At 69.4% G+C, this 13,535-nt stretch carries 11 protein-coding genes and 2 pseudogenes; 5 read left to right on the top strand and 8 right to left on the bottom strand.

Annotation, left to right across the window (positions count from 1 at the left end; translation table 11 throughout):
* Positions 1-22: 22 nt before the first annotated feature.
* Together IE97_RS0134560 and IE97_RS0134555 are read right to left on the bottom strand one after the other, a co-directional pair.
* A complete protein-coding gene (locus IE97_RS0134560; RefSeq protein WP_234310567.1) occupies positions 23-1,681 on the bottom strand; it encodes a sensor histidine kinase in 1,659 nt (552 codons plus the stop codon).
* 239 nt (positions 1,682-1,920) lie between these two features.
* On the bottom strand, positions 1,921-3,189 hold the full coding sequence (locus tag IE97_RS0134555; protein WP_030249917.1) for a DUF418 domain-containing protein: 1,269 nt from the start codon (positions 3,187-3,189) through the stop codon (positions 1,921-1,923).
* 255 nt (positions 3,190-3,444) lie between these two features.
* Between IE97_RS0134555 and IE97_RS0134550 the strand changes: the two are divergent.
* From IE97_RS0134550 to IE97_RS0134540, 3 genes and pseudogenes are all read left to right on the top strand, one after another.
* Positions 3,445-5,307: pseudogene (locus IE97_RS0134550) on the top strand (Xaa-Pro dipeptidyl-peptidase); the annotation flags it as partial.
* Between the two features lie 515 nt (positions 5,308-5,822).
* The gene (locus IE97_RS0134545) at positions 5,823-6,257 is read left to right on the top strand and encodes a CoA transferase (RefSeq protein ID WP_030249911.1); all 435 of its coding nucleotides are present in this window, start codon (positions 5,823-5,825) and stop codon (positions 6,255-6,257) included.
* The gene (locus IE97_RS0134540; protein WP_030249908.1) at positions 6,257-6,463 is read left to right on the top strand and encodes a hypothetical protein; all 207 of its coding nucleotides are present in this window, start codon (positions 6,257-6,259) and stop codon (positions 6,461-6,463) included. The genes IE97_RS0134545 and IE97_RS0134540 overlap by 1 nt, the downstream gene beginning before the upstream one ends.
* 47 nt (positions 6,464-6,510) lie before the next feature.
* Here the strand turns inward: IE97_RS0134540 and IE97_RS43875 are convergent.
* From IE97_RS43875 to IE97_RS0134525, 4 genes and pseudogenes are all read right to left on the bottom strand, one after another.
* A pseudogene (locus IE97_RS43875) lies at positions 6,511-6,708 on the bottom strand (hypothetical protein); the annotation flags it as partial.
* Positions 6,709-7,093: 385 nt separating this feature from the next.
* Positions 7,094-7,660 (bottom strand): VOC family protein, encoded by a 567-nt coding sequence (locus IE97_RS0134535; RefSeq protein WP_051705232.1) that lies wholly within the window; start codon positions 7,658-7,660, stop codon positions 7,094-7,096.
* Positions 7,661-7,878: 218 nt separating this feature from the next.
* Positions 7,879-8,595: an alpha/beta fold hydrolase gene (locus IE97_RS0134530; protein WP_234310562.1), complete on the bottom strand. Its 717-nt coding sequence runs from the start codon at positions 8,593-8,595 to the stop codon at positions 7,879-7,881.
* Entirely contained in the window at positions 8,592-9,617 is a 1,026-nt protein-coding gene (locus IE97_RS0134525; RefSeq protein WP_078603491.1) for an AraC family transcriptional regulator, read from the bottom strand. Before IE97_RS0134525 ends, IE97_RS0134530 begins: the two co-directional genes overlap by 4 nt.
* Before the next feature lie 188 nt (positions 9,618-9,805).
* Here IE97_RS0134525 and IE97_RS0134520 point away from each other — a divergent pair, with 188 nt between their 5' ends.
* Entirely contained in the window at positions 9,806-10,648 is an 843-nt protein-coding gene (locus IE97_RS0134520; RefSeq protein WP_051705230.1) for an alpha/beta fold hydrolase, read from the top strand.
* A complete protein-coding gene (locus IE97_RS0134515) occupies positions 10,645-11,808 on the top strand; it encodes an LLM class flavin-dependent oxidoreductase (protein WP_030249891.1) in 1,164 nt (387 codons plus the stop codon). The genes IE97_RS0134520 and IE97_RS0134515 overlap by 4 nt, the downstream gene beginning before the upstream one ends.
* Before the next feature lie 32 nt (positions 11,809-11,840).
* On the opposite strand, the gene IE97_RS0134510 is transcribed toward IE97_RS0134515, so the two are convergent.
* Together IE97_RS0134510 and IE97_RS0134505 are read right to left on the bottom strand one after the other, a co-directional pair.
* Positions 11,841-12,650: an IclR family transcriptional regulator domain-containing protein gene (locus tag IE97_RS0134510; protein WP_030249887.1), complete on the bottom strand. Its 810-nt coding sequence runs from the start codon at positions 12,648-12,650 to the stop codon at positions 11,841-11,843.
* A gap of 172 nt (positions 12,651-12,822) precedes the next feature.
* Complete coding sequence (locus tag IE97_RS0134505; protein WP_234310560.1) at positions 12,823-13,422, bottom strand: NADPH-dependent FMN reductase; 600 nt, start codon at positions 13,420-13,422, stop codon at positions 12,823-12,825.
* Between the last annotated feature and the right edge of the window lie 113 nt (positions 13,423-13,535).

The following is a 13,535-nucleotide window of genomic DNA, read 5'->3' as shown; positions in this document are numbered from 1 at the left end:
CTGAACCCTGCCGGGTTTGCGGCTACGCCCTCTGGATCTCGTCCTTCTGCATGAGCTTGCCGTCTTTGAAGCAGAATCGGAACACGCTCCCGAAGCCCTCGGCCAGCGCGTACTCGCACGTGGTGTCGGGCGGCGTCACAGGCTGCTCGGCCTCGCCCGCTTCGCGGGCGGTCGCGTTGTCGCCGCCGGTCAGCTCGCGCACCCTGTCCTGGGTGTCGCCGGGTCTGATCTTCCGGTAGGTCTGTGGCGAGACCGCTGACTCGATGTAATAAAAGGCGCTGAAGCCGAGGCCACCGCAGACCACGATGGCGCCTCCGGCAAGGGCCAGGAAGGCCGTCCTGCTCTTCCGTCGTGACGCGTCGTGGGACGGCCCGTCTTCGGTGCCCGTACGGGAGGGAAGCATCTGCCGGTCGGCCGGAGCGGATTGATCGCTGGTCGGGCTCATCGGGACCGGGCCCTCCTGGCGCAGGGGAAGCACGGCGGTGAGGGCGTGGTCACCGGTGAGCGGGTCCGTGCCGGCGGTGAAGTCGCCGCCGACCAGGCGTGCGCGTTCGCGCAGGCCGGCCAGTCCCAGACCGCTGCTGGGCGGCGGGACGGCCGGCGGGCGGGCGCCGTTGCGCACGTTGACGGTGATTTCTTCGGCGTTGACGGTGATGGTCAGCCGCGTGGGCGCGCCCGGGGCGTGCTTGTGCACGTTGGTGAGGGCTTCGCGCACGATGCGGTTCACCGCTCGGCGGATGCCCGCGTCGGTGTCGGTGAGGTCGTCGCCGTGCCAGGACAGGGTGACGGGCAGGCCCGCATGCTGGGCCTCGGCGACCAGGTTGCTGACATCCTCGCGCGTGCCGACCACCGATTCGGTGCCGTCCGGTGGTTCGGCGCCGTCGAGGCGCAGGATGCCCAACACGGCGCGCAGTTCGTCGAGCGCGGTCCGGGAGGTGGTCCGCAGCAGGTCGGCCTGCTCGTTGAACTCGGGGGCCGCGGTGCGGGTGCGCATCTCCAGGGCCCCGGCGTACAGGACGATCAGGCTGAGCCGGTGCCCGAGCAGATCGTGCATCTCACCGGCGATGCGTGCTCTCTCCTGCATCCGGGCCTGCGACTCGCCGAGCAGGTTGGCGCGTTCCAGCAGGGCGTTGCGTTCCTGCAGGGCATCCATGGTCCGCGCTCGCTCCCCCTGCAACATGCCGATGGCTCCCGGCAGCACCACCAGCAGCACGGTGACGACGACGATGAGCCCGGCCGCCCCCAGGTCGGCCTTCATCCCCGCGACCTGGTCGACGAGGTTGGCAGCGGATTGCGCGCCGGTGGCGAGGGCCAGGGCGGCCACGGCGCGGCGGGTGTCCGGGACCTGGCGGCCCACCGCGTAGGCGAGCGTCGCGCTCACCGGCCAGAGAAAGACCGGCAGGATCATGCTCGGCCAGATCAACGCCACCGCCGCGACGCCGGTCCCGGCCAGCAGCGAGGTGATCGGCCGCGTGAACCGGCAGAGCAGGGCGACCGCGGCGGCCAGCAGGCCGATCGCCGTGGCGGGCTCCCTCGGCACGTTGACGACGCCGGTGACGATCGCGGCGGAGGGCAGGAACAACCACCACGCCACCAGCAACCTGCCCTGTCGTGACAGGTACTGCCAGGTCGTCACCACCTCGGCGGTGACGACCGCGGCGAGTTTCACGTAGCCGGCCACGGCACCTCCACGACGACGACGGCGGCAGGCGAGCCGGCCGGTCGCCCGACCGAGGAGCGCGAGCACGTCCGGGCCACACAGGCCGGAGGCACGTACCACGGCCGTGCGGGGGTACTGGCCGGTAGCCCGTGATCGGCACAGAGCGTACCCGAGGGCAGCGGACGTGGTCGCCGTATCCGCGCCCGGCCCGGACCGACCTCGTTCGAGTACCGGGTGAGCGCCCTCTGGCACGCCGCGTCTCACCGGACGAACTTCGCCAGTTCGGTGGTGCTGTTGAGCAGGTATTCCAGCGGTCCTCGACGGAAGTAGCGCGACCAGACGGTGGCGAACAGGATCGCACCGGCGATGAATCCGAGCAGCGGTACAAAGGTGCGGGTAGCTTCCTCGGGCAGCATGGCGAAGGCAGCGACGTGGGCGACGTACAGCGTCAGGGACATGGTGCCCACGGCAACCAGCGGACTCGCCAGTCGGCGCAGCCACGCCAGCCGGTCCATTGCCACGATCGCGCAGAGGAGTACGGTGATCGCCACGCCGAGGCCGCCGACGATCTCGAAGGACGTGCCGCTGTGCGGTTCAGCCCCCAGCAGCGACAGGGCGTTGTTCGAGCTGGCCGCGAGCTTGTCGTGGATGGCCTCGAAGGCTGGAGACCCCGGCTCCAGGGATGCGGTGGACTGCGGGTCCAGGTTCGCGAAGAGGTCCTTCATCTCGGCCTTGCCCTCCTGCAGCGGCGGGTACAGCCTCGCCGTGAGCCAGGAGGTGCCGTATCCGAGGGTCATCAGGGCGGGGCCGAGCACGGCCAGCCGGCGTCGGACCGTGCGGACGGCCAGGTCGAGCCGGGCCAGCGCCATGCCCGCGACGACGAACGGCATCCATGTGATCGCCGGGTAGTAGCCGTCGAGCAGCAGGTTCAGCAGTCCGTCACCGCCGAGCCGGGCGATCGGGTCGTACGCGTCGACGGTCCTCGCCCCCGACTTCCCCAGCAGCCACCTCAGGCCGTACGCCGCCTGCGGCCCGACGAGCGCGAGGGCGGTCGCGAGGACGGCGAGCGTCTTCGCCCGCAGTCGCACCAGGGGTAGCGCGAGCAGGAAGTACACGCCGTAGAAGGCGAGGATCACCAGGATCCCGGTCTTGAGCATGGTCAGCGCGGTGCCCAGCGCGAGCAGGACCAGGGCGCGGATCACGATTCGGGCCCTCGCCTGCCGGCCGGCCAGGCCGGTCTTCGGTTCCCGGCGGCCGGCGATCAGCATCAGGGAGAACCCGGCGAGGGTCGCGAACAGGATCGACGCCCGGCCCTCGGTCAGCCCCAGCAGCCAGCCGCCGAAGCCGCCCACGCCCTCGGCAGGTGGGGCGACGTGTACGGCGAACATGCCGAACACCGCGAGGGCCCGGGCGAGGTCCACCCCGACCAGCCGTCCCACCGGGGGCTGTTGTGCGGGCGCGGTGGCGGAACCGGTCGGTGCGTCGGGCTGTGGGAGTGGCGTCTCGTTCAGGATCTCCGTCTGTGTCATGCGTTCACGGTCGCCGGTCGGGGTGGGCCGACGCGTCTGCCGGGTTTCCGGGTGTTCCTCTGCCGATCGGCAGAGGCCGCCGGGCCGTTCGGCGGGGACAGGAAGGAGACCCGGCAGACGCGCCCAAGCGGGCGGACCGGCGACCTTGGGCGCATGACCCCGAACCAGACACCACCATCCCGGCGCGACACACCGGCGGAAGCACGCCCGGCCGACAGGGAGGCGAGGGCCACGGTCCGCAGCGCCTACGCCGCCATGTCCGCCGCCCTGTTGGCCGCCCTCCTCACCCCGGCGGCGGCCCAGGCCGCCCCCGCCCCCAAGGAGAGCCGACCGGTCTACAACTACGCCCATGCCGTCCGTGAGTCCGTCTGGGTGGACACCGGCCTCGACAGCGATGGCGACGGGAAGAACGACCGCGTCGCCGCCGACATCGTCCGGCCCCGCGAACCCGCCCGGCAGGGCCGCAAGGTCCCCGTCATCATGGACGCCAGCCCGTACTACTCCTGCTGCGGGCGCGGCAACGAAGACCAGAAGAAGAAATACGACACGCGCGGTCGCGTCAGCCAGATGCCTCTGTTCTACGACAACTACTTCGTTCCCCGCGGCTACGCCTTCGTCGGCGTCGACCTCGCCGGCACCAACCGCTCCGACGGCTGCGTCGATGTCGGCGGCCGCAACGACATCCGGTCCGCGAAGGCCGTCATCGACTGGCTGAACGGCCGCGCCAAGGCCTACACCAGCCGCCGCGGCGGCACCGCCGTCAAGGCGACCTGGACCAACGGCCGCACCGGCATGATCGGCAAGAGCTGGGACGGCACCATCGCCAACGGCGTCGCCGCCACCGGCGTCAAGGGCCTGAAGACGATCGTCCCGATCAGCGCGATCTCCTCCTGGTACGACTACTACTTCGCCAAGGGTGCCCCGTTCTCCGAGTTCGGCCCCGACTGGCTGTCCTGGGCGGTGCAGAGCGACGACGCCTCCAGGCACTGTGCGGCCACGGACCGCAAGCTCGTCGACGGGGCCCCGCGCAGCGGTGACTGGACGCCCCTTTGGACTGAGCGCGACTACCTCAAGGACGCGGCGAAGGTCCGCGCGAGCGTGTTTCTCGTGCACGGGATGCAGGACCTCAACGTCCGCGCCAAGCACTTCGGGCAGTGGTGGAACGCCCTCGCGAAGAACGGCGTCGAGCGCAAGATCTGGCTCTCCCAGACCGGTCACGTCGACCCCTTCGACTTCCGGCGTGCCGACTGGGTCCGTACCCTGCACCGCTGGTTCGACCACGAACTCCTCGGCTACGACAACGGCATCGACCGTGAGCCCATGGCCGACATCGAGCGCCACCCCGACCAGTGGGTCACCGCGAAGACCTGGCCGCCGCGCGCCACGCGCACCACCACCCTGCACCCGGGCACCGGCAGCCGGCCGGGCGTGGGAACCCTCGGCCTGAACAAGGGCACCGGCACCGAGACGTTCACCGACAACCGAGCGCGGGGCGAGACCGACTGGGCGGCACGGATCGGCAGCACGACGCCCGAGAAGTCCGGCTTCCTGACCAAGCCGCTCACCAGCGACCTGCGACTGTCCGGCTCCACCAAGGTCACCGTCACCGCCACCCCGACCACGTCGACGGCCCATCTCTCCGCCGTCCTCGTCGACCTCGGCCCCGCCACCATCCGGGACTACGCCCACAAGGCCGAGGGCATCACCACCCTCACCAACCGCACCTGCTGGGGCAGCAGCACCAAGCAGGACAGCGCCTGCTTCAAGGCCACGCGGGCGAAGAAGAAGTCCGTCGACTACACCGTGTTCAGCCGCGGGTGGGCCGACCTCGGCAACCACGCCTCCGACCGCAAGGGGGTCCCGCTCACCCCGGGCAAGGCCTACACCATCACGCTCGACCTCGCCGCCACCGACCACGTCGTCCCCAAGGGCCACCGCCTGGCCCTGATCATCGCGGGCACGGACAAGAACCTCATCGACCCGCCGTCCACCACCCCCACGCTCACCCTGGACCTGGCCCGTACGTCAGTTCACGTCCCGCTTCTCGACGGCACCGCCGCGTTCACCCGCGCCACCTCGGGCCGCACGTCCGCCGCACCCGAGGCCACGGTCCTGGACACCAAGCTCCAGCCCTACATCGACAAGATCGTCGACGAGCACCTGGACGCCATCGCCGCGGGCCCCGAGACCTTCGACTTCGTCCAGGCCATGGCCCTGCCCGTCCCGTGCCTGGTGATCTGCGAGCTGCTCGGTGTCCCCTATGCGGACCGCGACGGCTTCCACCACGCCACCTTCACCATGATGGACATGGCCCTGAGCCGCGAGGAACAGCACAAGGGCGCCCACTGGCTCATCGACTACGTCACCAACCTGGTCGCCGAGAAGCGCCGCACCGGCGCCACGCACGGGATCCTCGCCGAGCTGACCGGCAAGGCCGAGGGCGAGGAGGCCGTCCTGAGCGAGCGTCAGCTCATCGGCCTCGGGGTGCTGTTGCTGTTCGCCGGGCACGACACCACCGCCGCCATGATGGGCCTGTCCACTCTCACCCTGCTCACCCATGACGAACAGCGCAGGGAGCTGATCGAGCACCCGGAGAAGATCGGCAGTGCGGTCGAGGAGCTGATGCGCTACCTGTGACCGACTTCGGACTGACCGGCCCCTATGCGGGACACGCGGCGACCGACGCCGTGCACGCGGCCCTCAGCGGCCTTCTGTGCCGTTCCGGTCTACCCGGGCGCGCGCCGCTTCCGCCTCCCGGTTCGATCGTCACCGAGTCCGCATATCTGCAGGCCGCCTGGGTGACCCTGCTCGCGCATCACAGCAGCCTTGAGACCGGGCGCGGCGACCACATCGACTTCTCCGTGCACGAGGCGGTCACCCAGATCGTGGACCCCGGTTTCGGTATGGGCGGCTCCGCCGCCGGGGGCCGACGTGCCGCAGACCTGCCGCCCGGCAGACCCGCCGCCGGACATCTCTACCCGATCTTCCGGTGCGCCGACGGCCTGGTGCCCCCCTGGGGTCCCTGGTCGTCGTCGGCCTCGGCGCGGCGGACATCGGCTTCGACGTGATGGACCTCATCGGAGGAGGCAAGACGATCCGAGGCAGCATCGAGGGCGACGCGAATCCGCATGAGCTCGTGCCACTCCTACTTGACTGGCACGCGCAGGGCCGTTTCCCCGCGGACCGCGTCATCTCCACGTTCGCCTTCGAAGACATCGACGAGGCGGTCGCACGCATGCGTGCAGATGTCGTCAAGCCCGTCCTCACTTTCTGAGGCAGGGCCGAGCGCAGAGACACAGGTCCGGCACCGTAACGGGAGACGACCAACAGCGCGTGGTCGATGCCGCACGCGATACCGATCATCGAGTCGAATGTCGGAGTGGTGATGGACAGGTCGAGGACCTCGGTGAGCGACATGATCGAGGTGACACCGACGCCTACGACGGCCGGCGGGAGGGGCAGCCCGTCGGCGGCGGTGAGCCGAAGGCGATGCCAAGGATTGCGCGGCAAGGGCGACACCGACCAGCTCGGTGGACCCGGTCTCCAGCAGTCCGGCAATGGCGGTGCCGCCCGCGTTGACCGTGAGTGGCGCCTGCCTCGCCGGCCCGACGATGAGAGCGGCGCGCCTCAAACCCTACGGTATGCACACTCTGACCATCGCCGCGGTGGAGCTGATCGAACGGCTCGACCCCGCCGGCCCACTGGGTCGGCCTGTCCATGGGCGGCCTTGTCGGCCGACGGATCGCCGTTATGAGGACCCGGCGAAGGCCCTGATGTTCGGACCCGCCTCGTCGCCTGTCTGGCGGGCGGTACGCGGTGTCGCCGCTGAGTGCCCGGGGGCCGCCCGTACCCACCCGCGCGGGACACAGGGATGGGAGGTGGATACGGGCGGCGGCACTGGGGCTCAGCGGTAAGTGTTGTTGCTGACGTGGTCACCTTCGAGCCACGACTTGAGTTCGGCGTGCGCGGTCCTTCGGCGCTCCTCGTCGGAGGCCTCGATGCCGGGGGCGTCCAGGGTGAACTCGAGGAGGAGGCCGTTCGGGTCGCTGGTGTACAGGGAACGGCAGTACCCGTGCTCCAGGACGTAGGTCTCCTCGGGCTTCCAGCCGGCGTCCTTGAGCCGCTGGGCGACGGCGTCCTGGACCTCCTCGGTGACCTTGAGCGCGATGTGCTGGAACGGCGAGTGCGGCATCCTCGGGCCGAACTGCTCCTGGTCGGCCGGGTCGACGAACTGGAAGAAGGCCAGCGCGCTGCCGTCCCCGAGACCGTAGAAGGTGTGGCAGTACGTTCGCACGGCCCCGAAGAGCTCGTCGGACTCCTTCCACGTCGCCACCAGCGGCAGGCCGATGATGTCCTCGTAGAACGCCCGGGTCGCTTCCTGGTCCCGCGTGACGTAGGCATTGTGGTGAAGTCGTGTCGGCAGGGAGCCGACGGCCGTGCTGTTGGCGGCTTCGGGCAGGGACTGGGTCATCGTTGACTCTCCTTCGTCATCTTCCGCTCACCGAGACGGAAATATCTCCGGACATCTGTCCGCCAGGCGAGCATGGGACGACGGTCGCGCGTGGCTCTTCCCCGGTCAAGAGACGGGAAAGGCAGGGGAATCAAGCCTTGCGGGAATCGGATGAATCTCGCGGAGAGCGGATCTGCGCGGAGCCGGACCGCAGCGCCACCGGTGGCGGGGCCGGGATCTCAGGTCCTGACCGTTCGCGCGGCATGTTCGGCCTGCTCGGCCAGAAGCGCCGCCAGCCGGTCCGGGGCGGAGAAAAAGGGGGAGTGGTCGCAGTCGATCTCGATGCTCTCGGTGGCGTGTGCCGCGCATTCGCGCTGCGCCCCGACCCGGACCGTCCGGTCCTTCGTGCAGACCACGTATACGGACGGCGCGGACATCCACGCGGGTTCGATGATCGGAGTTCGCGGTACGCGGCTCGCCATCGGCCGCCACCGCTGAGCCGCCAACTCGGCCATGTTCGGCGGAGAGTGCGAGTAGAGGACCTCCCGGGCCTCCCCGCGCAGGATCACGGCGCCGTCTTCGCCAGTGTCCCATGCCGCCCGGAACTCCGGATGGCTCCAGCGGGGCGTGTGCGCCGCGGGTGACTCTCCGGCCGGTGGCATCCGCGCGGCCACGAAGACGAAACGGTCCGCTCCCTGGCCTCCAGCGGTCACCGGCAGGCCGCCGTAACTGTGCGCGACCAGCACGACGGGCCGTGCCCGCGCGATCTCGCGGACGGCCTCCCGCACAGCGGCGGTGTCGTCCTCGAAGGAGGTGAACGGAAGGTCGATCGCCCGGCCGGCGACGCCGACGCGATCCAGCCGCTCCAGGACCGGAGCCCAGCACCAGCCATCGTGGTTGGCTCCGTGTACGAAGAGGATCAGGGGGTCCACAGCTCGCTCTCTGTTCAACGTCAACGGCGCATCGTCGCGGACGGCGACTCTCCAAAGCGCTCTTTGTAGGCGGCCGCGAAGCGGCCCGTGTGAGTGAACCCGTGGCGCAGAGCCACATCGGTGACCTTCACCCCGGTGGAGGGGTCGGCGGTCAGCAGTTCCTCGTGGACCTGTTCGAGGCGGTGGCGTCGGACGTACGACATCGGTGACGTGCCCAACTGCCGACGGAACGCCGAATGCAGGGAACGTTCGCTCACCCCGGCGAATTCAGCGAGGTCAGCGACCGTGAAGGCGGCGTCGGGGGACGACTCGATGAGTTCCACGACGCGCCGGACCACACGGGGCGCCGGCAGCGGCTGCGCCGAGAAAATTCGGTCGGTGTAGTTGTGCCGTTGCCCGAGTAGCAGGGCGGTCAGGATGCCGTGTTCGATCTCCTTGGCGAGCACCGGGGGAGGGCCTGCCTTGCCGCACTGTTCGAGTGCCCGCTGCAGCGTCCTGATCGCGGCCGTGATGCCCTCACCACCGCGCTTGAGGTCCATTTCGGTCTCGAAGCGCAGGGGCGCGTGCAGCGGCTCGTTGAGCAGGTTCCGCAGACAGCGGTCGATGAGGGCCTTGTCGACGGTCAGCATGAGCTGGCGCAGCCCGGGGGACCAGCGCATGCTGACGGTCTCCGGGAAGCAGAAGACCGCCGCCCGGGCCGGGCCGGCGACCGCGGTGGCCTCACCGGTCGAGCCCTCGTCGATGAGCATGGTGCCGCCGAAGACGAAATTCACGCACACGTCGCTGATCGGCGGCGTGCAGGAGATCTCCACCGCGGGGCCGTAGCCAGAGGCCATCAGGCCGATGCCGTTCAGCTTCCGGTATTCGACGCGGGCCTGGAAGGGACTCCCGCGCTCCAGCACCTTCATGCTGTGCACGTTCTTGAGGAGTTCCTGCGTCCGTGCCCGCGCCTCGGACGGGTCCCGCGTGTTGATCAATCGGCCGTAGGGAACGCTGGTGCCCTCCGGTATCAGCCCCTCGTCCATCGACATTGACGGAGCGCGCATGACTACCTCCACCGTCGGACGCCTGTCCGTATGACGTCCAGCTCGCAGAATCCGGGGTTGCGACCGGTATGTCAACCGTGGTGCGGGAAGCGGCCCAAGGCTGCGGCATCCGGCTCGGTGTCTCTGTCGCCGACTCCCTACCTTCGGACGTCAGCAGCACAAGAGCCGGAGGTAGTGCAGTGACACAAGTGACGACCACCGAGGCCGGGCGGGACGTGAGCAGTCCGCCGACCGAGGATTTTCTCGAGGTCCCCGGAGGGCGGGTTCACCTGCTGCGGGGCGGTAAGGGGGCCCCGGTCCTCTTTCTGCACGCGGCCGGCGGCGCGGGCCAATGGCACCCATTCCATGAACTGCTGTCGCGCGGTTTCGAAGTTCTCGCTCCCGACCACCCGGGGTTCGGCGGGTCGGACGAGTTCCCCGAGCTGGAGGGCGTCGACGATCTGGTCTTCCACTACCTCGACGTCATCGAGCGGCTGGGGCTGGAGCGTCCGCACATCGTGGGCGCGTCCTTCGGCGGATGGGTCGCGGCGGAACTCGCGGTCGCCCGCCCGGACCTGATCGGCTCTCTGACCCTGCTCGGCCCGGCCGGACTGCGGCTGCCGGCACATCCGCTCGCCGATCTGTTCCTCATGACGCCGGACCAGGTGGTCGACGCACTGTTCAAGGATCCCGCCAAGGCGTCGGCCCTGTTCCCCGGCGAACCGGACGTCGACGACATCCTCGCGGCCTACCGCGACATGACCGCACTCGCCCGCTTCTCGTGGCATCCCTTCCTGAACAACCCGAAGCTGGAACGCAGGCTGCACCGCATCACCGCGCGCACACTCGTCGCCTGTCCGTCCGAGGACAAGGTCGTCCCCGTTGCCCACGGAGCGCGCTACGCCGAACTCATTCCTCAGGCCCGGTTCGCACAGGTCGAGGACTGCGGTCACGCGATGTATTTCGAACGTCCGCAGGAGTTCGCCCAGGTTGTCACCGAATTCCTGGCCGAAGCCGATGCCAGGACCGAGCTGAGCGGAGCGAGCCGATGAAGTTCGTCTTCTTCCACCTGATGCCCTACCCGTACCTGCCGGACGACTTCGACGAGAAGTACCCGAGCCCTTCCCTCACCTTCCCGAACAAGTTCTTCGACCGCGAACTCGGCAACCGGCTCTACCACCGGTACCTGGACGAGCTGGAGCATGCCGAGAAGCTCGGTTTCGACGGGATCGCCGTCAACGAGCACCACCAGAGCGCCTACGGCCTGATGCCCTCGCCGAACCTCATGGCTGCGGCCCTTGCCCGGCGTACGGAGCGGGCGCAGATCATGGTGCTCGGCAACGCGATCGGCGTGCGCGGCAATCCGCTGCGGGTGGCGGAGGAGATCGCCATGCTCGACCACCTCAGCAATGGGCGGGTGGTCTCCGGATTCGTCCGCGGCATCGGCTGGGAGTACTTCGCGCAGAGCGTCAACCCGACCCGGTCACGGGACCGGTTCAACGAGGCCCACGACCTGATCATCAAGGCGTGGACGTCCGACGAGCCGTTCCAGTGGGTCAGCCCCAACTACGAGTACCGCTACGTCAATCTGTGGCCGAGGCCGGTGCAGGAGCCGCATCCGCCCATCTACATTCCCGGCGCCGGCAGTACGGAGACGATGAAGTTCGTCGCCGAGCACGGCCACACCTATATGTCGGTCTACGCCCCGACGCCCCTGGTCCGCCGCTGGTTCGACGGACACCGGCAGGCGGTGGAGGAACTGGGCATGGAACACGACCCGGTGAAGTCCGCTTTCTCGGTGCCGATCTATGTGGCGGAGACCGATGAGAAGGCCCACCGTGAGGGACGGCGGCACATCGAGTGGCTGTTCCACCGCGGGCTCAAGCAGAGCTTCCCGCAGGTCTATCCGCCGGGTTACATGTCGCCGGGCTCGATGCGCGGTCTGCTGATGTCCGGAATGAAGCCGTACACCGAGACGTCGTACGAGGAACTGCTGGCGGGCGGATACGCCGTCGTGGGCAGCCCCGAAACCGTCGCGGCCCGGCTGAGCGACCTGCAGGCGCAGCTCGGCTTCGGCCAGCTCATCGGGCTGTTCTCGATCGGAGACATCACCGCCGAGGAGATGAACAGGAGCATGGAGCTGTTCGCGTCAGAGGTGATGCCCGCCCTGCGTCCGCTGGGCGTCGCGGGCAAGGTGCCGGCATCCTCCTGACCGGTACAGCCCACGCTCGCCCCCCGGCCCGATCAGCCGGCCCGGGGGGCGAGCGTGGCGAGGGGACGGTTCTCCCATGCGGCCCAGTCGGCGCTGATGTCGCCGGCGGTGCGCAGCAGCAGGGGAAGATGGTGTTCGACCAGGCGGTCGACCGAGGTCTCGGCGGCATGCGCGTTCACGTTCACCGCCGCGACTGTGCGGCCCTGCCCGTTACGGATGGGCGCGGCGACGGACCTGATGCCGAGAGCGAGTTGCTCGTCGGTCACCGCCCACCCCTTGGCCCGTACGTCGCGGAGCACCTCGTCGAGTTCGTCGCGCTGAAGGTGGTGCCGGGGCGTGATGCCCGACCTGCTGGGCTCAGCGAGGACGCGGTCGAGTGAGGGACCGTCCAGGGCAGCGAGCAGCACTTTGCCGAGAGACGTCTGCGCGGCGGGAAAGCGGGTACCGACGGTCACCGACAGCGTCACCAGCTTGGGCATGGCGACCCGGGATACGTAGACGATGTCGGATCCGTCGAGCTGCGCGATCGAGCACGACTCCCGGGTGCGGTCGACCAGGGCACGCAGGTGAGGTTCCGCCAGCTCCCAGATGTTCTGCGAGCCGATGTAGGTCATCCCGAGCTCGAGCACGCGGGGCGTCAAGGCGAACCCGGCTTCGTCGCTGCGTACGTATCCCAGCTTCTGGAGCGTGATGAGAATCCGGCGTGCTGTGGGCCGGGCGAGCTGTGCCTCGGCTGCGACCTCGCTCAGCGTCATGTACCGCCTGCCCGGCTGGAAGCAGCGCAGAACGTCGAGCCCCCTCGCGAGGGCCTCGATGAAATCCGGACCGGCGTCCCGGCGCATCTGTCGTCCCTCCACACCTGCGAAATGGGCGGACGGGCCGAATGACCGCCCACCGGATGATTGTCCGCCACTGTACCGCCGCCCGCTCCGCGCAGGGCAGGTCCAGGTCGGCGCATGGCGCGACCGTGGGACGGCGCGCAACGCTGCCCCACGGTCACGCCGTGCGCCCACCTCACGCCTGCGCCGGAGCCAGCACCCTCTCGTCTCCCAGCCGAGCGGCGGCGAACTCGACGACCTGCCGGCCGACGGTCTCCAGCTGGAACCGGGCCGACTCGTCCGTGCAGGCGCCGGTGACCGGGTCGAAGAGCCCCGGCATCGAGGCATTCAGCGCTGCACCCATCGGGGTAGGCCACCCTCGCAGCGCGTGCGCGCAGGTGCGCAGGGTCTGCAGGGTCGCCACACTCGCTTGCCAGCCGTAAGCGACGGCGATGCAGCCGACCGGGAGCCCGGCAAGGTAGGAGCGCTCGTCGTCTCGCAGGTCCTCGACATAGTCAAGGGCGTTCTTCACCATCCCCGACACCGTGCCGTGGTAGCCCGGGGACGAGATCAGCAGTGCGTCCGCGTCACGCAGTGCCGCCACCAACGCGGTGGCCCGCTCCGTCCTCGCCGACTTCTCCGGATCGTAGAGCGGAAGGACGAGCTCCTCCGCGGTGATCAGCTCGATGGTCGCGCCGGCGTCCGCCGCGGCCGCGGCGGCGACCCGCAAGGCGCGCTCCGAGCTGGAGTTCTGCCGCGTCGTCCCGCCGATCCCCAGGACTCGTGTCGTCTGCACGCCCATGGCGTCCTCCACAGTGCGATCTCGTGCTCGTCATCGAGCGTTCGGTCCGTTGTCTGTAGGGGCGACGGTAGGAGGGGGCGGTCGGCGGCACGAGCCGCTTCCGGCAC

This window comes from Streptomyces sp. NRRL S-455 (assembly GCF_000717875.1).
Taxonomy (GTDB): Bacteria; Actinomycetota; Actinomycetes; order Streptomycetales; family Streptomycetaceae; genus Streptomyces.
This window is presented reverse-complemented; position numbering and strand designations above follow the sequence as displayed.